The 20763-nt window shown below is 65.8% G+C and carries 16 protein-coding genes; 9 read left to right on the forward strand and 7 right to left on the reverse strand.

The genetic code is table 11. The features are described from left to right. Window positions 1–21: 21 nt before the first annotated feature. A complete protein-coding gene (queG, locus tag ASF77_RS20785; RefSeq protein ID WP_056343905.1) occupies window positions 22–1104 on the forward strand; it encodes a tRNA epoxyqueuosine(34) reductase QueG in 1083 nt (360 codons plus the stop codon). On the opposite strand, the gene ASF77_RS20790 is transcribed toward queG, so the two are convergent. The 3 genes from ASF77_RS20790 to ASF77_RS20800 all read right to left on the reverse strand — a co-directional run bounded on the left by ASF77_RS20790 (window position 1099) and on the right by ASF77_RS20800 (window position 4274). Further along, window positions 1099–1452, reverse strand: coding sequence for a DUF3052 family protein (locus ASF77_RS20790; RefSeq protein ID WP_082493934.1), 354 nt, complete (start codon window positions 1450–1452; stop codon window positions 1099–1101). The two genes, queG and ASF77_RS20790, sit on opposite strands and share 6 nt — an antisense overlap. Before the next feature lie 212 nt (window positions 1453–1664). Then, entirely contained in the window at window positions 1665–2246 is a 582-nt protein-coding gene (locus ASF77_RS20795; RefSeq protein ID WP_056343911.1) for a response regulator transcription factor, read from the reverse strand. 24 nt (window positions 2247–2270) lie between these two features. Continuing rightward, on the reverse strand, window positions 2271–4274 hold the full coding sequence (locus ASF77_RS20800; RefSeq protein ID WP_056343914.1) for a sensor histidine kinase: 2004 nt from the start codon (window positions 4272–4274) through the stop codon (window positions 2271–2273). A 107-nt stretch (window positions 4275–4381) separates the two neighbouring features. Between ASF77_RS20800 and ASF77_RS20805 the strand changes: the two genes are divergently transcribed. Continuing rightward, the gene (locus tag ASF77_RS20805) at window positions 4382–5374 is read left to right on the forward strand and encodes a TRAP transporter substrate-binding protein (protein ID WP_056343917.1); all 993 of its coding nucleotides are present in this window, start codon (window positions 4382–4384) and stop codon (window positions 5372–5374) included. Between the two features lie 542 nt (window positions 5375–5916). On the opposite strand, the gene ASF77_RS20810 is transcribed toward ASF77_RS20805, so the two are convergent. After that, window positions 5917–8823, reverse strand: a complete 2907-nt coding sequence (locus ASF77_RS20810; RefSeq protein WP_082493935.1) for an EAL domain-containing protein — start codon at window positions 8821–8823, stop codon at window positions 5917–5919. Between the two features lie 123 nt (window positions 8824–8946). Here ASF77_RS20810 and ASF77_RS20815 point away from each other — a divergent pair, with 123 nt between their 5' ends. The 3 genes from ASF77_RS20815 (at window position 8947) to ASF77_RS20825 (ending at window position 10611) form a co-directional block, all read left to right on the forward strand. Next, entirely contained in the window at window positions 8947–9471 is a 525-nt protein-coding gene (locus tag ASF77_RS20815) for a methylated-DNA--[protein]-cysteine S-methyltransferase (RefSeq protein WP_056343919.1), read from the forward strand. Then, on the forward strand, window positions 9444–10346 hold the full coding sequence (gene xerD / locus ASF77_RS20820; protein ID WP_056343922.1) for a site-specific tyrosine recombinase XerD: 903 nt from the start codon (window positions 9444–9446) through the stop codon (window positions 10344–10346). Before ASF77_RS20815 ends, xerD begins: the two co-directional genes overlap by 28 nt. Before the next feature lie 76 nt (window positions 10347–10422). After that, window positions 10423–10611: a hypothetical protein gene (locus ASF77_RS20825; protein ID WP_056344244.1), complete on the forward strand. Its 189-nt coding sequence runs from the start codon at window positions 10423–10425 to the stop codon at window positions 10609–10611. Between the two features lie 268 nt (window positions 10612–10879). On the opposite strand, the gene ASF77_RS20830 is transcribed toward ASF77_RS20825, so the two are convergent. Together ASF77_RS20830 and ASF77_RS20835 are read right to left on the reverse strand one after the other, a co-directional pair. Then, complete coding sequence (locus tag ASF77_RS20830; RefSeq protein WP_056343925.1) at window positions 10880–13999, reverse strand: efflux RND transporter permease subunit; 3120 nt, start codon at window positions 13997–13999, stop codon at window positions 10880–10882. Between the two features lie 4 nt (window positions 14000–14003). Next, window positions 14004–15218 (reverse strand): efflux RND transporter periplasmic adaptor subunit, encoded by a 1215-nt coding sequence (locus tag ASF77_RS20835; protein WP_056343928.1) that lies wholly within the window; start codon window positions 15216–15218, stop codon window positions 14004–14006. Between the two features lie 310 nt (window positions 15219–15528). On the opposite strand from ASF77_RS20835, the gene ASF77_RS20840 reads away from it, so the two are divergent. Continuing rightward, window positions 15529–17682, forward strand: coding sequence for a bifunctional diguanylate cyclase/phosphodiesterase (locus tag ASF77_RS20840; protein WP_229445521.1), 2154 nt, complete (start codon window positions 15529–15531; stop codon window positions 17680–17682). On the opposite strand, the gene ASF77_RS20845 is transcribed toward ASF77_RS20840, so the two are convergent. Continuing rightward, window positions 17663–18637 (reverse strand): endonuclease/exonuclease/phosphatase family protein, encoded by a 975-nt coding sequence (locus ASF77_RS20845; protein ID WP_056343931.1) that lies wholly within the window; start codon window positions 18635–18637, stop codon window positions 17663–17665. The genes ASF77_RS20840 and ASF77_RS20845 overlap by 20 nt on opposite strands. Before the next feature lie 38 nt (window positions 18638–18675). Between ASF77_RS20845 and ybaK the strand changes: the two genes are divergently transcribed. The 3 genes from ybaK (at window position 18676) to ASF77_RS20860 (ending at window position 20703) form a co-directional block, all read left to right on the forward strand. Next, entirely contained in the window at window positions 18676–19167 is a 492-nt protein-coding gene (gene ybaK / locus ASF77_RS20850) for a Cys-tRNA(Pro) deacylase (protein WP_056343934.1), read from the forward strand. A gap of 84 nt (window positions 19168–19251) precedes the next feature. Beyond that, on the forward strand, window positions 19252–19872 hold the full coding sequence (plsY, locus tag ASF77_RS20855) for a glycerol-3-phosphate 1-O-acyltransferase PlsY (RefSeq protein ID WP_056343937.1): 621 nt from the start codon (window positions 19252–19254) through the stop codon (window positions 19870–19872). Between the two features lie 168 nt (window positions 19873–20040). Then, complete coding sequence (locus ASF77_RS20860) at window positions 20041–20703, forward strand: DsbA family oxidoreductase (protein WP_056343940.1); 663 nt, start codon at window positions 20041–20043, stop codon at window positions 20701–20703. Window positions 20704–20763 lie beyond the last annotated feature (60 nt).

Raw genomic sequence — 20763 nt, forward strand, 5'->3', positions numbered from 1 at the left:
TCGCTGTTACTGCTTGCCTCAATGTCCATCGAATCCCCCGACCTGCAGGAATTGACCCGCGCCATCAAGGCCTGGGGCCGCGAACTCGGCTTTGCCGAGGTGCGCATCGCCGACGTCGACCTCGCGCACGCCGAAGAAGGGTTGAGTGCCTGGCTGGCGGCCGGCCACCATGGCGAGATGGATTATATGGCAAGCCACGGCATGAAGCGCGCCCGGCCGGCCGAACTGGTGCCCGGCACCGTGCGCGCGATCGTGGCGCGCATGGATTACCTGCCCTTGACCGAGGGCTGGCGCGAACGCGAGCTGGCCCGCCAGCTGGAACCCGGCGCCGCGGTGGTGTCGATGTATGCGCGCGGCCGCGATTACCACAAGGTGCTGCGCAACCGCTTGGCCCAGCTGGCCGAGCGGATCAAGGCCGAGATCGGCGAGTACGGCTACCGGGTGTTTACCGATTCGGCGCCGGTGATGGAATTGCCGCTGGCGGAAAAGGCGGGCCTGGGCTGGCGCGGCAAGCACACGCTGCTGCTCTCGCGCGACGCCGGCTCGACCTTCTTCATCGGCGAGATCCTGGTCGACCTGCCGCTGCCGGTCGATGCGCCGACCTCGAATCACTGCGGCGCTTGCAGCAACTGCATCGACCTCTGTCCGACCGCGGCCATCCTCGGCCCCGGCCGGCTCGACGCGCGCCGCTGCATCTCCTACCTGACGATCGAACTGAAGGGCAGCATTCCGGTCGAGCTGCGGCCGCTGATCGGCAACCGCATTTACGGCTGCGACGATTGCCAGCTCGCTTGTCCGTGGAACAAGTTCGCCCAGCGCGCGAGCGTGCCGGATTTCGACGAGCGCAACGGCCTGGGCGAGTCGAGCATGCTGGAACTGTTCGCCTGGAACGAGGAGGAGTTCAACCGCCGCATGGAAGGCAGTCCGATCCGGCGCATCGGCCACGAGCGTTGGCTGCGCAACCTGGCGGTCGGACTGGGTAACGCCGCGAACAAGCGTCGCGGCGATCCGCTGATCGTGGCGGCGCTACAAGCGCGCGCCGGCCACCCGTCCGCGCTGGTGCGCGAACATGTCGAATGGGCGCTGCACCAGCATCAATCATAGTTCGATACGTTTTGCGCGCATGGCTGACCAGTCGCCATCGATCGAGATCATCGCCACGGCTGTGATACCGTTTTCCTTCAGATAAGCGTTGATCGAGTCGCGATTGATATCAGTGGCCTTCGAGGCCGTCTGCTTCAAGTAGGCGATCCAGAGCGAACCCTTGTCGCCCAGGCGTTCCTTGGCCTGCGGCAGGTATTGCTCGAGATCCTTGCGGTTCATGCAGAACATCATGATCACGTCGAAGGGGCCGTCGCCTTCCTTGATCAGTTCTTGCGGAAATTGCGACACGACCGTCGGGTGCACCCCGCCATTGATGATCTGCATCGCTTTCGCGTTTCGCAAAAACATCCTGTCTGCAACTGTCTTGTCGTTCATCTGCTTTCCCTCAAAAAGTTGACGTCGCGGGAGCCGCAGGCGGCGACGCGTTCAATTTGATTTTACAAGCGATCGTCGAAAAGGGCGGGCGCCGACACGTTCTGTGCGCGCCGCTTTGTGACCGAGAGTGGTGGCTGAGTTGTCGTGCTTCAGCGCGCAAAGGGCGGGGCCATTGCTAATGAAAATTACTTCAGCAAGCCCGCCAGCTCCACCGCCGTCTTGACCTGCATCTTGTCGAAGATGTGGGCACGGTGCACCTCCACCGTGCGCATGCTGATACCCAGCTCGTCGGCCACGACCTTGTTCATCTTGCCCGCCAAAATCAGGTCGAGCACTTCGCGTTCGCGCGCCGACAGGGTGGCCAGGCGCGCCTGCACTTGCGCCGCGCTGGCGGCGTTGCGCGAGGCGGCCAGGGCCTCGTCGACGCGGTCCATCAGGTCGTTGTCGTTGAAGGGCTTTTCGAAGAAATCGAAAGCGCCGCGTTTCAGGGAATCGACCGCCATCGGCACGTCGCCATGGCCGGTGAGGAAGATGACGGGCATGCGCGCCAGCCAGCCGCGCTTGATGAGCTGTTCGAAGACGGCGATGCCGTTCATGTCGGGCATGCGCACGTCCAGCAGCACGCAGTCGCCGCCGGCATCGGGCTCGCCGACGCCGTCGAGAAAGGCCTGGCCGCCCGCATAGCCGCGTACGGCGAGGCCGCGCGATTGCGCCAGCCAGGCGAGGGCGTCGCGGATCACGTCTTCGTCGTCGACGATATGCAGCATGGGGTCTCCTGGTCTTCTTGTGCGCTATTTTAGCTCGGCGGCCGCGGCGGCGGTGCTGGCCGGGCGCGGCAGGCTGAAGGTGAAGACGGTGCCGCCGCCCGGGTTCGGTGCATGGTTCAAGGTGCCGCCATGGAATTCGATCGCCGTGCGGCAGATCGACAGGCCCATGCCCATGCCTTCGGCCTTGGTCGAGAAGAAGGGCGAGAACAGGCGCTCGGCCACGTCGGACGCGATGCCGTGGCCGCGGTCGATCACCGAAACGGCCACCTGGGCCGCGTCGGCGCCCGCCGTAATGCGCAGCACGCGGCGCTCGGGCGGCACGGCCGCCATCGCCTCGATGCCGTTGCGGGTCAGGTTCAGCAGCACCTGTTCGAGCATCACGCGGTCGGCCAGCACCGGCGGCAGGACGGCCGGCAAGTCGATCTGCAAGGCGACATAGGATTTGCGCGCCTGCAGGTCGATCAGGGCGCGCACGCCCTCGACCACGTCGTGGATCGCCACCGTCTCGCGCTGCGGCTCGCTCTTCTTGACGAACTCGTGCACGCTCTTGATGATCTGGCCGGCGCGCTGGGCCTGCTGGCGCGCCTGTTCCAGCGCGCGCCGGAGCATGGTCGGCTCGATCGGCACGCCCTTGTCGGCCCGTTCCAGCACGTTCAGGGCGCCGGCCGTGTAACTGGAAATCGCCGCCAGCGGCTGGTTCAGTTCATGCGCCAGCATCGACGAGATCTCGCCCATGGTCGCCAGGCGCGCGCTTGTTTCCAGCTTTTCCTGCTGCTGGCGGTTGAGTTCCTCGGCCTTCTTGCGGTCGGTGATGTCGAGGATCGAACTCATCCAGCCGGTCTGCTCACCGCGGCTGTCCCTAAGTGGCGCTTCGAACACCAGCACCGGCACGCGCACGCCGTCCGAGCGCTGGAACACGGTTTCGAACTGGGGTGTGATGGTGCCGGCCAGGACGCCGGCGAAGCGTTCTTCGTAGTCGCCGCGCACTTCCGGCGCCCAGTAGGGCATGGGCGGCTTCCTGCCGAGCAGCTCTTCCGGCGGCAGGCCGACGATCTCGCAAAAGGCCTTGTTGACATAGGTGACGCGGCCCTCCAGGTCGCGCGCGCGCAGGCCCGTCATCAGCGAATTTTCCATCGCCGTGCGGAAGGCCATCTGCTGGCGCAGCGCGGACTCGGCCGCCAGGGTGCGCGAGATGTGGCGCCACAGCGTGCTCAAGCTGAGCAGCAGGCCGAGGGCCAGCACGATCACCGAACCGACCAGCAGATTCGGCAGCAGGCGCGGCGCGCCCTTGACGCTGTCGGTGGCCAGCACGATCGAGGCGCCCGGCAGGTCGAGCGCGCGCCGGTGCGTGTAGACGCCGCGGCCCGGCCCGCCGTCGGCGCGCGTGGCGACCGCCACGTCGTTACGGTCGAGCAGGGCGAGGGCGTTGTCCTGAGCGAACCACCAGGGCACGGTCTCGTCGAGCAGCACCTTCAGGCTGTAGGTCGCCATCAGGCTGCCGGCATACACGCCGTCCCGGTACAGGGGCAGGTAATAGTCGAGCATGCCCGTCTGGTGCGCGCCGGCGCCGTAGGACTCGGTGTAGCGGCCGGCGCGGGTCAGGCGCGCCATCTCCTCGGTGTCGGCCAGGGCCGGCGGCGGCGCGCCCTGGGGCAGGTCGGCGCCATGGCGCGCCAGCAGCTCGCCGTTCCGGCCCAGCCACAGCAGGCGATGCAGCTCGGGGCCGTTCTTGAACAGCTGCGCCATGCGCGCCTGCAGGACGTCGGCGGCCGGCGGCTTGCCGACCAGGTCGGCGCCGAGCGTGGCCAGGGCCTCTTCGCTGCGCGTCAGCTCGAAGCGCAGGGTCTGCTCGACCCACAGCGTGTCCGCAATCAATTGCTCCTGACGTTCATTGCTCTCCATCTGGCGCGCCTGCCAGGGCAGCCAGAACAGGACGGCGAGGAAGAGCAACACCAGCAGCAGCGGCACCAGCCAGCGCCAGGGGCGGGCCAGGTTGGCGCGCCGGCGCAGCGAGAACGGGTTTTTCATGGGAAAGTGGAAGCTTTTCTTGTCCGATGCTATTGTGGACTTCTGTAGCGGCAACGCAACTGCGGTCTGCGCTGCTGCTCTTCTATTGCTAATCTTTTAATCGACGCATGCACATCAAGTTCCTGGCGGCGGCGCTGCTGCTCGCCGCCTCCCTGGGCGGCGCCCGGGCGCAGGCCCCGATCGTCATCAAGTTCAGCCACGTGGTCGCACCCGACACACCGAAAGGGCAGGCCGCCGAACGTTTCAAACTGCTCGCGCAGCAGTTCACGCGCGGCCGCGTCAAGGTGGAAGTGTATCCGAACAGCCAGCTCTACAAAGACAAGGAAGAGCTCGAGGCCCTGCAACTGGGCGCGGTGCAGATGCTGGCCCCTTCGCTCGCCAAGTTCGGGCCGCTCGGCGTGAAGGAATTCGAGGCTTTCGATCTGCCGTATATTTTCCCGTCGAAGGCGGCGCTGTATGCGGTGACCGAAGGCCCGATCGGACGCGATCTGCTCAAGAAACTCCAGTCCAAGGGCATCACCGGCCTGGCCTACTGGGACAACGGCTTCAAGTTGATGTCGGCGAACCGGCCGCTGCACGTGCCGGCGGACTTCCGCGGCCTGCGCATGCGCATCCAGTCCTCGACCGTACTCGACGCCCAGATGCGCGCGCTTGGCGCCCGGCCCCAGGTGATGGCCTTCTCGGAAGCCTACCAGGCGCTGGAAACGGGCGTGGTCGACGGCACCGAGAACCCGCCCTCGAACATGTACACCCAGCGCATGCACGAGGTGCAGCGGCACGTCACGGTATCGAACCACGGCTACCTGGGCTATGCGGTGATCGTCAACCGCAAGTTCTGGGACGGACTGCCGGGCGACGTGCGCGCCGCGCTCGAACGGGCCATGCATGAGGCGACGGTGTTCGAGAAAACGATCGCCCAGCGCGACAACGACCGCGCCCTGGAGGCCATCCGCAAGGCCGGCAAGACTACGATCCATTACCTGACGCCGCAGCAGCAGGCGCAGTGGCGCGCGGCCCTGCTGCCGGTGCACCGTCAGATGGAGCGCCGCATCGGCAAGGATCTGATCGAAGCGATTGCCCGGGAAACGGCTAGAGAATAATGACGCCGCGGTCAGTAAAGCCGGCCGCTGGTTGGACCTTGTGGCAGACAAACCTCGTCCATGTTCGGTTTTCAAAAACCGTATATAAAAAACTATTCTCTGTCGGACAGTTGCGTTATGATTGGGCGCTGTGGCACCAAAGCGGTGCAGGCAACCCGGACACACGTCTTGGGGAGGGCAGAAAAAGTCGGTAGTCCATACCGGAGATCATGAGAGGAGACACACGTTCGACAGAAGCCGTTGGTACTGCCAAACGGCCGGGACGTGCCTGATGATTGAAGCGCACCTTTGGGTGCGCTTTTTTTTCGGCTGGATTTACATACGACCCGTCGACGTATCAATTTCACGGAACGGATGTGCACCGTAGGGTGGGCATGCCCACGCGTTCGCACCGCATGAGCAAACGCGACGTGACGTAAAAGAAAACGCGTGCACAGCAGCATTAGATTGAAATATTGCGGTACGCATCGGCACGTACGCGTGGGCGTGCCCAGTGAAGCCGTGGGCGAGGCCATTGGCCTGGCCCACCCCTACAAAAGCCGCTACGCCGCGAGCTCCTCCAGCGTGCGCGCATCCACTGGCCGGCTGAATAAAAACCCCTGCCAGTGATCGCAGCCGATTCCCGCCAGGAAGGTGCGCTGGGCCTCGGTCTCGACTCCTTCTGCGATGATTTTTAGGCCCAGCGATTTGCCGAGTGCCACCACGCTGCGCGCGATCGAGGCGTCGTTCGGGTCGATCAGTACGTCGCGCACGAAGCTCTGGTCGATCTTCAGCTGATCCAGCGGCAGGCGCTTCAGGTAGCTCAGCGACGAGTAGCCGGTGCCGAAATCGTCGAGCGAGAAGCAGATGCCGTGTTCGCGCAGGGCGCGCATTTTGCCGATGGTTTCCTCGACGCCCTCGATCATCAGGGTCTCCGTCAATTCCAGTTTCAAACGCGCCGGATTGGCGCCGCTGGCCTGGACGATGGCGAGCGTCTCCTCGACGAAATCGGCTTGCAGGAACTGGCGCACGCTGACGTTCACGGCGAGCGTGAAGTGGGCCGTGGCCGGCGACTGCGCCCACAGCGCCAGTTGGTCGCAGGCCGTGCGCAGCACCCAGCGTCCGAGCGGCACGATCAGCCCCGAGGCTTCGGCGATGCCGATGAAGCCGGCCGGGCCCACCAGTCCGCGTGTCGGATGCTGCCAGCGTACCAGCGCTTCGGCGCCGGTCAGGATGCCGTCGCCGTCGACTTGCCCCTGGTAGTGCAGCACGAACTGCGAATGCAGCAGCGCGGCGCGCAGCTCCGTTTCGATCTCGGTGCGGTAGGTGACCTCGCTTTCCATCGACGGATGGAAGAAGCGCAGCGTGTTGCGGCCCTGGCGCTTGGCCTCGTACATGGCGAGGTCGCCGCGCCGCATCAGGTCGTCGAGTTCGTCCTTCTGGCCGATGCACAGCGTGACGCCGATGCTGCAGCTGGCGTGGTGCACGGCGCCGCCGACCTCGAACGGCTCGCGCAGGGCGGCGAGGATCTTCTCGCCAACGGTTTCGGCGTGCTGCTGCGCCTCCTGCCCGTCGACGCCGCTCGATTCGAGCAGGATCACGAATTCGTCGCCGCCCAGGCGTGCCACGGTATCGGTGTCGCGCGTGCAGGCCAGCAGGCGCGCCGCGACTTCCTGCAGCAGCTCGTCGCCGACGGCGTGGCCGCGGCTGTCATTGAGATCCTTGAAATTGTCCATGTCGAGGAACAGCAGGGCGCCAGTGCGGCCCGTACGGCCATGCAGGCCGAGGCAGTGCCCGATCCTGTCGTACAACAGGCGCCGGTTCGGCAGGCCGGTGAGCGAATCGTAGTAGGCCAGCTGGACGATCCGCTCGTCGGCCTGCTTGCGCGCGCTGATGTCGGACTGAGTGCAGACGAAATTGGTCAGCAGGCCGTCGGCGTCGCGCACGGCGCTGACCGTCAGCCAGGCTGGATAGCGCGTGCCGTCGTGGCGGCTCATCCAGACTTCGCCCTGCCAGGACTGCGCTTCGCGCACGCTGTTCCACATGCGTTCGCGGCCGTCCTCGCCATCCTGCTCGATCGAAAAGCGGGGGAAGGGCGTTCCCGGAAGTGTGTCGGCGGGTTGGCCGCATAGTACACCCCAAGCCTGGTTCGCTTCGATCATCACGGCATCGGGGCTGAGCACGCACATGCCTTCGCCCGACTGGAACACGGTGGCGGCGATGCGCAGCGATTCCTCGGCCTGTTTATGGGGCGTGATGTCGGTCGTGATGCCGCACAGTTCGTGCACTTCCTCGCCGCGCACGAGCGGAATCTTCGTCGTGAGATAGACCTTGCCGAGCAGGTGCTCTTCGGTGACGAAGCGCTGGTGTTCCTCGATCACGGCGAGGTCGCCGGCGCGCGTCATCTTCGCTTTTTCCAGCCCGAACAACAGCTCGTCGGTCTGGCCGACGATCGCCGACGCCGGCCGGTTCAGCAGGCGGCACATGGCGCCGTTCACGTACTGGTAGCGCGACTGCGCATCCTTGATGTAGATGAGGCTGTCGACGCTGTCGAGGATGGTCGCGAGCTTGCGCTCGTTGTCGCGCAGTTCGCGCGTGCGCACGGCCACCTCGGTGCGCAGCCAGCTGGCAACGGCCAGCGCCGACAGCAGCAGGCCGACGGTGGCGGCCAGTGCCCACAGCAGCGAGGTCGGCACGGCCGGCGCCGGGCCGCCGGTCTGCCAGCGGCGCAGGGTGCTGAAATACACCGAGTTCGGATCGGCGCGCCAGGCCGTCAGGCGGCGGTCGATGGCATCGAGCACCGCCTGCTGGCGCCCGGGCATGGCAGCGTAATGCAGGCGCGCCGGATTGAACACCACGGGCGTGGCTTCCAGGTTGTGCAGGCCGGCCACGGCGTCGCCGAAATAATGGCTGGCCGCAACCGCATCGGCCTGGCCGTCGGCGACCAGGGTGAACGCACGTTCGAGCGAGGAGGAAGGCACCAGCACGGCGCCATAGCCGGCCAGGACGTTCGGCAGGATCTGCGCCTGGATCGAGCCGGCCAGCACGGCGATGCGGCGCCCCTTCAGGTCGAGCAGGGTGCGGATCTTGTGGCCGCGCTGGGCGTAGATCTGCGACCAGCTGTGCAGCGCCGGCACCTGGTGGAAGGCGTAGCTGCGGGCGCGCTCTTCGGACCAGGCCACGTCCGGCAGCAGGTCGATCTGTCCCGCTTCCAGCGCATGCAGGCAGGCCTGCCATTCGCAAGCGACGAATTCGAGCGGCCAGTGCTCGGCGCTGGCCATCTCGCGCAGCAGGTCGACCAGGATGCCGGAGGCCTTGCCGTCGGCATCGACGAAGACCTTGGGCGCATTCGGATAGACGCCGACCCGCAGCGGCGTTGCCTGCGCCTGCGCCGCCTGCAATGCCCCCTCCGCCTGGGCCAGGGCGCCAAGCAGGAACAAGAGGGCCAGTATGCGTTTCGCGGGCGGCATGGGTTTCCTGTCACGTATGGCTGAAGGATAATCTTTTTCCGCTGAGTCAGCCGCCACGCACGAGTAATTTCCCAAGCGAAAAAGGAGTGGTGGCCGCGCCGTCCGAGGAGTAAACTGGAAAGCATGAACATACAACAAGGCAGCGAGCTGTTTTCCGCCATCGTGGCGGCCCCGTTCGGCGCGATCGGCATTCGCACCGAGGATCAGCGGGTGCGCGAGCTCGTCTATCTGCAGCCGCGTTTCCACGAGAAGGACGCCCAGGATCCGGTGGCCGAAGCCGCCGCGCGCCAGGTCGAACGCTACCTGCGCGATCCCGACTTCGCCTTCGACTTGCCCCTGTTCGAAGCCGGCAGCGTTTTCCAGAAACGCGTCTGGGAGGCGATCAGCGCCATCCCGCGCGGCACGGTACTTACCTATGGCAAGATCGCCAAGGACATCGGCTCGGCCCCGCGCGCCGTCGGCCAGGCCTGCGGCGCCAATTGGTTCCCGCTCGTCATTCCCTGCCACCGGGTGACGGCCGCGGGCGGCCTCGGCGGTTTTTCGAACAACGACGACGAGAACGGATTCCACTTGTCGGTCAAGCGCTGGCTGCTGCGTCACGAAGGCGCCACCGCATCTCCATGGCAGCAGCAGGCGATCTGGGACTGATCGACGAGTTCTGCGACACGCTCTGGCTCGAGCAGGGCCTGGCGAAGAACTCGCTCGACGCTTACCGGCGCGACATGCGCATGTTCCTGACCTGGCTCGACACGAAGCGGCCGGGCTGCGGCCTGCTCGGCGCCGGCCCGGCAGACCTGGCCGCTTATTTCGCCGAGCGCCATCCCGACACCAAACCAAGCACCGCCAACCGGCGCCTGTCGGTACTGAAACGGTTTTATGCGCTGGCGCTGCGCAAGCACCAGGTCGTCGAAGATCCCTGCCTGAAAATGGCGACGGCGCGCCAGCCGACCCGCTTCGTGCACACGCTCTCCGAAGCGCAAGTCGAGGCCTTGCTCGCCGCGCCCGACGTTGCCACGCCGCTTGGCCTGCGCGAACGCACGATGTTGGAGCTCATGTATGCCAGCGGCTTGCGCGTGTCGGAGCTGGTGGCCCTGAAACTGGTCGAACTCAGCCTGAACGACGGCGTGTTGCGGGTCACCGGCAAGGGCGCGAAAACGCGTCTCGTCCCCTTCGGGGCAGAGGCGCGGAAATGGCTCGAACGCTATCTTGCGGATGCGCGCGGCATCATCTTGAACGGGCAGGTCGACGACGCCCTGTTCGTGACTGGCCGCGGCGGGCCGATGACGCGCCAGATGTTCTGGGTCGTGATCAAGAAGCATGCGCTCAAGGCAGGCATCCGCGCACCCTTGTCGCCGCACACGCTGCGCCATGCGTTTGCCACCCATTTGCTCAACCACGGCGCCGACTTGCGAGTAGTGCAATTATTGCTGGGACACTCGGACATTTCCACCACACAGATCTATACCCATGTTGCGCGCGAACGCCTGAAGGGCTTGCATGCGCAACACCATCCACGTGGTTAATTCAAATCTCAAAAGCTTAACTGGCGCATAATAGTCGCGCAGTACAACCCTTCAAGTCAGCGCATAAGAGGTGATCATGGCCAAAACCAACTTCCAATACGAGAAGCGGCAACGGGAACTGGAAAAGAAGCGCAAGGCAGAAGAAAAAGCCAAGCGGAAAGCGGAAGCGAAGAATCACCCGGAAGGGGAGGCAATGACGACGGAAGCGTCGGACGAGGCCGAAGTCGAGGCAAATGAGGATGCGCAGGAGACGCAAACACCGTGATGTGATTTCGTAGGGTGGGGCGTGGCGGGGAATTCGTGCAGCATGCTGCCCGCCCGCGAAGCGCCCTGCCCGACAGGGCAGGGCGCGAGTGCCCACGCGGATGCGGCTGTTGATCATTCGCGCGGCATGCAATATCGCTCGTGACAATTCCAATTTTTACGACAACGCGCCGCTGTGTTGGCTTCGATGGAAGCTAACACAGCGGCGCGGTTACGCGTGGGCATGCCCACCCTACATGGCAACGGGATGCATGGGCATCCCGAATCCCTTACATGCTTTCCTTTGCCGTAACCGGCATGACCTCGACAATCTCCTCGTGCCCCTTGGCAAACCACTTGCGGGCGCGCTTGCCGATACTGTCGAGATAGCTGTACGCCACCGGCACCACCACCAGGGTCAGCAGGGTCGAGGTGATCACGCCGCCGATCACGGCGCGGCCCATCGGCGCCTGCGTTTCTCCGCCGTCGCCGGCGCCGATCGCCATCGGCAGCATGCCGAAGATCATCGCCAGGGTCGTCATCAGGATCGGACGCAAACGCACTTGTCCCGCTTCCAGGATCGCCGCGAACTGGCCTTTACCCTCGCGCTGGCCGTGGTTGGCGAAGTCGACCAGCAGGATCGCGTTCTTGGTGACCAGGCCCATCAGCATCACCACGCCGATCACCGAGAACACGTTCAGGGTGCTGCCCGTCGCCAGCAGCGCCAGCAGCACGCCGATGAGCGACATCGGCAGCGACATCATGATCGCGATCGGCTGCAGGAAGCTGCCGAACTGCGAAGCCAGCACCAGGTAGATGAAGATGATCGCGATCGCGATGGCCGAACCGAAGTTGGCCATGGTTTCGGCCATCTGCTGGGCGTCGCCGCCGACGTCGAAGCGCACGCCTTCCGGCAGTTCGATGGAATCCATCGCCTTCTTGATGTCGGCGTTCACGTCGCCCGAAGGACGGCCCTCGATGCCGGCGTAGATCGCCACCCGGCGTTCCAGCGCCTGGCGTTTCAGCACCTGCGGGCTGAACGAGGGCACGAATTCGACCACCTGGCGCAGCGGCACCATGATCGGGTTGCCGGCCGCGTCCATCCGCGAGGACGCCAGCGACAGGTCGGCCAGATCCGCGACCTTCTGGCGGCTGCTGCGCGGCAGCTGGACGTTGACCTCGTAGTTCTGGCCGTCCGGCGCCAGCCACTGGCTGATCTGGTCGCCGCCCACGAAGGGACGCAGCGCCGCACCGACCTGCGCCACCGACAGGCCCAGGTCGCTGGCCAGCTCGTTGTTGATCTTGATGACGGTGGCCGGGTTCGCGCCCTCCTGGCTGTACTCGATGTCGGCCACGCCTTTGATCGCCCGCATCTTGTCCATCAGCTTGTGCGCGGCGGCGTCGAGTTTGGCTTCGTCGCGGCCGAGAATCGCGATGAAGATCGGCTTGTTACCGACCGACATGGTGATGCCGGCGATCGAGGACAGGCGTTCGCGGATCACCGCCTCCATCTCTTCCTGCGAGCGCCGTTTGGTCTTCTTCACATCGGTCAGCTTCAGGATGACCTGGGCGCTGTTATGGCCTTCGTAGACGCCGATGGCGCTGCTGATCGCGTCGATCTCCTTGTAGTCGCGCAGCGCTTCTTCCACCTGCTTCACCTTGCCGTCGGTGTAGGCCAGGCTCGAGCCGACCGGCGTCTTGAAGCGCATCTCGATGAAGCCGTTGTCGGTCTTCGGCGCGAACTCGCCGCCGATCATCGGGATCAGGAACAGGCTGCCGACAAAAACACCGAGGGCCAGCGCCAGCGTCGCTTTCCGCCAGCGCAGGGCCAGCGCCAGCACGCGGCCGTAGATCACGTGCACGTGCTCGATGCCGATCTCGATCTTGGCCATCGCGCGGCCCAGCCACGGTACGTACTTGAAGCGGTCTTTCACCGGATCGGGCCACACCGAGGACAGCATCGGGTCGAGCGTGAAGGAGACGAACAGCGACACCAGCACGGCCACCGCCACCGTCACCCCGAACTGCAGGAAGAAGCGGCCGATAATGCCATCCATGAAGGCGATCGGCACGAACACGGCGACGATGGCGAAGGTGGTGGCCATCACGGCCAGGCCGATCTCGTTGGTGCCTTCCTCGGCCGCGCGCAGGTGGCTCTTGCCCATGCCGAGGTGGCGCACGATGTTCTCGCGTACCACGATCGCATCGTCGATCAAGAGGCCGATGCACAGCGACAGCGCCATCAGCGTCAGGAAGTTCAGGGTGAAGCCGAAGTAGCGCATCGCGATGAAGGAGGCGAGCACCGAGATCGGCAAGGTCAGGCCCGTGATGACCGTGCTGCGCCAGGAGTGCAGGAACAGGAACACGATCACCATGGTGAGAATGGCGCCCTCGATGATGGTGCGCTTGACGTTGTCGAGCTGCTGCTGGACGGTGGTCGACTGGTCGTCCATCACGCGGAACTGGACGTCGGCCGGCATGGTCTTGCGCAGCTGTTCGACCATCTTCATGATGCCGGTGCCGACTTCCACGGTGTTCGCGTCCTGCACCTTGGTGACGTCGAGCGAGATGGCGCGCACGCCGTTCACACGCGAGATCGAGGTCTCCTCGCGTTCGCCGTCGACCACTTCGGCCACCTGCGACAGGTAGACCGGGCCGCTGGCGCGGCGTGCCACGATGATGTTGTTGAACTCGCGCGCATCCTTCATCTTGCCCTCGACCCGCACCAGGCGCTCGGCCGCGCCGTACTGCAGGTTGCCGGCCGGGAGATTGGTGTTGGTCGCCTGGATCGCGCGCAGCACTTCGTCGATGCCGATGTTCTGGCTGCGCAGCTGTTCGGGCTTCACATGCACCAGGATCTGACGCCGCGCGACGCCGCCGGTGCGCACTTCGCCCACGCCCGCGACGCTCTGCAGGCGCTTGACGATGACCTGCTCGGCCAGCGTCGACAGCGCGCGCATGTCGCGCTCGCTGGAGGTGACCGACAGGCGCACGATCGGCTGCTGGTTCTCGCCGTCGGCGCGGATCACGAAGGGTTCCTTGACCTCCTTCGGGAAGCCGGGACGCACGCGCGCCACCTTGTCGCGCAGATCCTGCATCGCCTTGTCCATGTTGGTGGCGATGTGGAATTCGATCGAGACGCCGCTGCGGCCTTCCCACGAGTTACTGCGGATGTTCTTGATGCCGCTGACGGTATTGATGGTTTCTTCCATCGGCCGCGTGACATCGTTCTCGACCTGTTCCGGCGAGGCGCCCGGATACTGGGTCTCGACCCAGGCGAAGGGGATATCGACATTGGGCATGCTTTCCACGCCCAGCGAACGGTAGGAGAACAGGCCGAGCACCATCAGGCCGACCATGACCATGGTGGCGAAGACAGGGTGGCGAATACTGACTTTGGTGATCCACATGGCCTTAGTCCTTCTTCGCCAGGGTCGCGACAGCCGGCGCCGCGGTCGCGGGCGCAGCCAGCTTCACCGCGCTGCCGGGCTTGACGCCGTCGAGCGGCACGGCCAGCAGCACCGCGCCGGCGTCCACGCCGCCGGTCACTTCGGCCAGGCCTTCGTCGTCGCTGCGCATGCCCAGCTGCACCGGCTGGGCGACTACTTTACCGCTGTCGACGCGGTAGACCACGTCGCGCGCGCCGTCCTTGCGCAGGGCGGCGAGCGGCACGATCGGCCGCGCCGCCGATTTCTCGGTCGTGATTTCGCCCTTGGCGAACATGCCGGCGCGCAGCAGGCCGTCGTCGTTGGCCACGCTGATATATACCAGCATCGAGCGCGAGCCGGCCTCGGTGGCCGGATTGATGCGCGCCACCTTGCCGGAGAACGCGCGGCCGTTGAAGCCGTCGACCTTGAAGCGCACGTCCTGGCCGACTTTCACGCGCGGGATGTCGGAGGCCGGCACTTGCGCGTCGAGCGTCAGGTGCTGCAGGTCGACGATGGCCATCACCGGGCTGTCGGGCGAGAGCTTTTCGCCGGCCTGCACGAAGCGCTTGCTGACCACGCCCGACAGCGGCGCGCGGATGAGCGTGTCGTTCAGGGCGATGCGCGCCAGGTCGAGCTGGGCGCGCGCCGCGTCGACCGCCGCCTGCGCCAGTTCGACGCCGTTGCGCGTCGTGTCGAAGGAGCTTTGCGAGATGTAGTTCTGCTTGAGCAGGGCCTGGCTGTTCGCTTCGTTCTTGGTGGCCAGGGACAGGCGCGCCGTGGCTTCCTTCAGCAGCGCCGCCTGCTGGGCCACGCGGGCGCGCGCGTCGGCGTCGTCCAGGCGCGCGATGACCTGGCCGGCCGCCACGTTCATGCCTTCGCGCACGCTCGTCTCCAGCACCACGCCCGAGACCTTCGACTTGACGGTGGCCTGCGACAGCGGTGCAAGCGAGCCCGACAGCGGCAGGCGCAGCGCCAGTTCGCGCGACTCGACCGTGACGACATCGTTGCGGGCCAGTTCGAAGACGACCGGTTTTTCAGGCTTTTTCGCCGCCGCCGCGGCTGGCGCCGGCGCCTTTCCCTGCAGGGCGTACCAGCCGCCGCCGGCCAGGGCCACGACGGCCAGCGCGATGGCCGGTTTGCGCCAGCGGCGCCGGGTGGGGAGGGGAGTGGCGGTGCCGAGCGGCAGGGTTTCGATTTTCATGGCGGCCGTTGTTTGAGTTGTTGAGCGCGGGAATAGGGAGCGCGCGTGCTCCACCTGGTGGGAGGCGAAGCTCCGTGCGCATGGTGGGGACTATAGAAATTGACAAGTCCCGGCGCCATCGGAATGCGACAAGCAGTGAATTCCGGACGCTGAAGTGCAGAAAAGGCGGACGGAACGCAGTCGCCTACCGGGCCGTTCATGCGCTTGGCTTACCTTTGCGTGTGCGCAAACGAAATCGGGCGGGCGCCGACAAGAATGAGGCGGTCAGGGCGCGGCGTCGCCCTCGTTTCATTCGAGAAAAGGATCCTTCGTGAGCAGCGAATTGCCTGAGCCGCCCCTGTCCGCCATTCCCGGCGGCCCGGCGCGTGAAGCGCTGGATTGGCTCTACCGCTTCGTCGCGGCGATCGAGCTCAGCCCTGCGGTGGCCGTGCACAGCCAGGATCGGCAAGGGGTGGTGCGCTTCTGGAACCGCGCCTGCGCCGAGCTCACCGGCATTTCCGCCGACGAGGCGGTCGGCCAGCCTTTCACGGAGCTCGTCCGGCACCTGGGCGGGCAGGACGAATTCGACGCGGTCATGGCCTCGGTCTGGCGCAGCGGCGAGGCGGTCAAGGCGCGCGAGTGGCATGTCGAACTGCGCGACGGGCGCCGTTTGTGGCTGCAGTCGAGCCATTTTCCGATTCCGGAAAACGGCGAGACACGGCAAGTGTTCTGCATGGAAGTCGACGTCACCGCGCGTAAAGAGCTCGAAGATTCGCTGCGCCAGGCCGGCCAGGTGTTCGACCATGCGCGCGACGCCATCCTGCTGGTCGACCGCGAGCACCGCGTGTTGGCCGCCAACCGCGCCTATGTCGAGCTGACTGGTTATATGGTGGAAGAAGTGGTCGGCGCGGAACTGCCGAGCCTGCAGCTGGGCGTGCAGGATCGCGCCTTCTACGACCGCCTGCGCGAGCAGCTCGACGGCCACCAGCACTGGGAAGGAGAACTGTGGGGCGTGCGGCGCGACGGCAGCACGATCCCGATCCGCGCGGCCCTGTCGCCCATCACCGACGTGAGTGGGGCGGTCACCAGCTATATGGTGATGCTGACCGACATCAGCGAGCGCCACCGCGCCGTCGAGCAGGCGCGCCACCAGGCCGAGCACGACGCGCTGACCGGGCTGCCGAACCGGATCCTCTTCATGGATCGGCTCGAGCAGGCGCTGGCGAGCGCCGCGCGGCGCCGCCATCAGTTCGCCTTGATGTTCATCGACCTCGACCATTTCAAGGCGATCAACGACAACCACGGCCACGAGGTCGGCGACGCCGTGCTGCAGGAAGTGGCGCAGCGGCTGCGGCGTTGCGTGCGGCGGGTCGATACCGTCAGCCGGCTCGGCGGCGACGAATTCGTCGTGCTGCTGGCCGATATCGGCGGGGTCGACCAGGCGGCCCATGTGGCGGCCACGATCATGCAATCGGTGGCGCGGCCGATCGCAGCCCAGGCCGGCTCGGTGGCGCTGTCGGTGTCGATCGGCATCGCCATCTGCCCGAGCGACGGCGACGACCCGAAAACCCTGCTGCGCCATGCGGACGTGGCGATGTACCACGCCAAGGAAAGCGGCCGCAGCGCCTTCCAGTTCTTCAGCCAGGAAATGAATTCGCGCGTGCTCGAGCGCGTGCAGATGGAGAACCGGCTGCGCCAGGCCCTGGAAAACGGCGAATTCGAACTCGAGTACCAGCCCGAGATCGACATCGGCAGCGGCCGCACGGTCGGCTTCGAGGCGCTGATCCGCTGGCGCGACCCCGAGCGCGGCCGCCTGCTGCCCGAGGCCTTCATCGGCGCGGCCGAAGAATCCGGGCTCATCGTCCCGATCGGGCAATGGGTGCTTCTTGAGGCCTGCCGCCAGGGGCGGCGCTGGCACGACGCCGGCTTTCCCGTGGTGGTGGCGGTCAACCTGTCGAACGTCCAGTTCGTCCACGACGACCTGCTGCGCTTCGTCGACGAGGCCTTGCAGAGCTCAGGCCTGGCGCCCGAATTCCTCGACCTCGAGATCACCGAGAAGACCATCATGAACGGCGACGCGGCCACCCTCGCCACCGTCAATACCCTGCGCGGACGCGGCGTGCATCTGACCATCGACGACTTCGGCACCGGCTTTTCCAGCCTCGCCAGCCTGCGCCGCTTCCCGCTGTCGAAACTCAAAATCGACCGCAGCTTCATCGAGGACATCGTCGGCGAGCCCGATGGCGCGGCCATGATACCCGCCATCATCGCCCTGGCGCGCAGCCTCCGGCTGAAGGTGATCGCGGAAGGGGTGGAAACCGCCGAGCAGCTGCACTACCTGCGCCAGCACGGCTGCGACGAATACCAGGGGTTTTATGCGGGCGACGGCGCCGGCGCCGGCGACGCCACGGGCACGCCGCCCGGCCTGGCGCCGTCCGACCCGGTACCGCCCGCGTTGCCGCCCCCTATACGCCCGCCTCCATGAGGCCGTGACTCAGGTCGTAGAGGCGGATGCGCGCCAGCACCTGGCCATGGTCGGAGGCTTCTGGCAGTTCGAGATCGAGGTGATCGTTCAGGTAGAGCACGTCGACCACCTCGCCGATCGCATTGGGCAGGGCGCCGTTGAATTCCTCCGACACCAGGATGTGGTCGATGGTCGAATAGTGGCCCTCGTGCACGCTCGAAAAGCCGAGGTGGCGCGCATGATCGGCGCGGCGTTGCACCTGGCTGGCGTCATACAGGCGGTCGCCCAGCGGCGTGCCGGCGCCCAGCACGATGCTGGTCGTGACCGAATCGGCCACGTCGTTGAAGTCGCCCAGCACCACGCGCGGGCGGCGGTTGGCGCGGCCCATTTCGGTCAACAGCACGCGCAGCGCCGCCGCCTCGGTGCCGCGCCGGATCAGCGAGCGCAGGCAGGCCAGCGCGTACAGGGCCGGGTCTTCGCCGGTGTCGCCGGTACGGTAGTCGGGCCGGCGCGACTTCAAATGCACCACCACCACGTCCACCAGCACGTCGGGCGAGACCGTGACCACCGCGTGCAGCGGCGCGCGGGTGAAGCGGGCGGCATCGCGGCTGCCTACCGGCAGTTCGATCCCGCGCGGGAAGTCGACCATTGGCTGGGCGGCGCCGCTCAGGGGCAGGCGCGACACCAGGGCCACGCTCGGCGTCAGGCGCAGCGCGGCCGGATCGGGGTCGAAGCCGAGGTGATAGGCTTCGCGGTAACGCTTCGTCCGCGCCAGCACTTCCTTCAGCGTCGCCTGCGAAAAAATTTCCTGGAAGCCGATGACGTCGGCATCGAGCAGGTCGAGCTGATGGGCCGTCCAGTTCAGCTTGGCCTCGTATTCCTGGGGCGTGGTGGGCAGCAAGTTGTCGTAGAGCTTCACACTTGGCGGCGCCAGGTTGCATACGTTAAACGTGGCAAAGCGTATTTCTTGCTGCATAATAGAAACCCTTTATTCCAGTGTTTAGCGTATCACGCATGGCCAAGAAAGAGCACGTGTCCGAGACACCCGCCACCGGGTTCCTGCGCAAGCATGCGGTGAGTTTTACCGAGCATCCCTATGCCTATGAAGAACACGGCGGCACCGCGGTGTCCGCGCGCGCCCTCGGCGTCCCCGAGCACGACGTCGTCAAGACCCTGGTGATGCAGGATGAGGCGGCGCGCCCGCTGATCGTGCTGATGCACGGCGACTGCAAGGTCTCGACCAAGAACCTGGCGCGCGCGATCGGCTGCAAGTCGGTCGAGCCATGCAAACCTGAGGTGGCCCAGCGCCATTCGGGCTACCTGGTCGGCGGCACCTCTCCCTTCGGCACGCGCAAGGCGATGCCGGTCTACGTCGAGGAATCGATCCTCGGGCTGGAAAAGATTTATATCAACGGCGGCCGCCGCGGCTACCTGGTCGGCATCGCCCCCGGCGTGCTGACCGACGTGCTCGGCGCCAAACCGGTGCAGTGCGCACTGGCCGACTGACCCGCCGACTGACTACCGCCGCCCGCCCGGCTGGTGTATATTCACGAGCCCGCCGGAGGGACATAACAGAGAGACAACATCATCATGAATACCCTGATTGCCACCATTGCCGCCTACCTGATCGGTTCGATTTCGTTTGCCGTCGTGATGAGCCGCGTCTTCGGCCTGTCCGACCCGCGCACCTACGGCTCGAAAAACCCCGGCGCGACCAATGTGCTGCGCAGCGGCAGCAAGAAAGCGGCGATCGCCACCCTGATCGGCGACGGCGCCAAGGGCTGGCTGGCCGTCTTCCTGGCGGTCAAGCTCGGCCCTGACTACGGCATCGACGACGCCGGCATCGCGCTGGTCGCCATCGCCGTCTTCCTTGGCCACCTGTTCCCGGTCTTCTTCCGCTTCGTCGGCGGCAAGGGCGTCGCCACTGCGCTGGGCGTGCTGCTCGGCCTGAACGTCTGGCTGGGCCTGGCCACCCTGGTGACCTGGCTGGTGGTCGCCTACACCTTCCGCTATTCCTCGCTGGCCGCCCTGATCGCCGCCGTCTTCGCGCCGTTCTACTACGGCCTGCTGTTCGGCGTGAACGAGATCCTGTTCGCCGTTGTGGCCATGAGCTCGCTGCTGCTGTGGCGCCACAGCACCAACATCGGCAACCTTATCGCCGGCAAGGAATCGCGCATCGGCAGCAAGGCCGCCGGCGCGAAGAAGAGGTAAGCTGTAGGGTGGGCGGGGGAGATCAGTCCAGTGGACTGATTTCCCGCTCACGCGTTCAACCGGCGTACGAATAGCCGTTCACCCCCGTTGATTCCTTCATAAGCATCCCCACATACCGCCAAAGCTGGCGCACTCTGCGCCGGCACCTAATCAGGAAGGCGGTGCAGCGTGAGCAAGCAATTGAGGATTGATTTCGTGTCGGACGTGTCGTGCCCCTGGTGCGCGATCGGCCTCAAGTCACTCGAACAGGCCCTGGAAAAAGTCGCCCCCGAGGTCACCGCCGAGCTGCACTTCCAGCCCTTCGAACTCAATCCCGACATGGGCCCCGAAGGCCAGGACATCGTCGAGCACATCACCGAAAAATACGGCGCTCCGCTCGAGCAGCAGATCCAGTCCCGCGAACAGATCCGCCAGCGCGGCGAAGCCGTCGGCTTCACCTTCGACATGGCGCGCCGCGGCCGCATCTACAACACCTTCGACGCGCACCGCCTGCTGCACTGGGCCGAAGAGCAGGGCCGTCAGCATGCCTTGAAACTGGCGCTGTTCGAAGCCTATTTCACCCACTGCGAGGACCCGAGTTCGCGCGAGCTGCTGGTGCGCGTGGCCGGCCAGGTCGGCCTCGACACGACCGAGGCGGCGCGCATCCTCGAGACCGGCGAATACGCCGACGAAGTGCGCGAGACCGAGTTGTTCTTCCAGCGCGCGGGTATCCGCTCGGTGCCGGCCATCGTCATCAACCAGCGCCACCTGATCTCGGGCGGGCAGCCGCCGGAAGTGTTCGAGCGGGCGTTGCGGGAGATTGCGGCGCAGGCGGATGCGCCGCTGGTTTAAGCTGCCGCCCTGCTGCGCCGAATTCGTAGGCGGTAGGGTGGGCGCTCCGTGCCCACCAGG

The sequence above is a fragment of the Massilia sp. Leaf139 genome, assembly GCF_001424165.1.
Classification (GTDB): domain Bacteria; phylum Pseudomonadota; class Gammaproteobacteria; order Burkholderiales; family Burkholderiaceae_D; genus Telluria.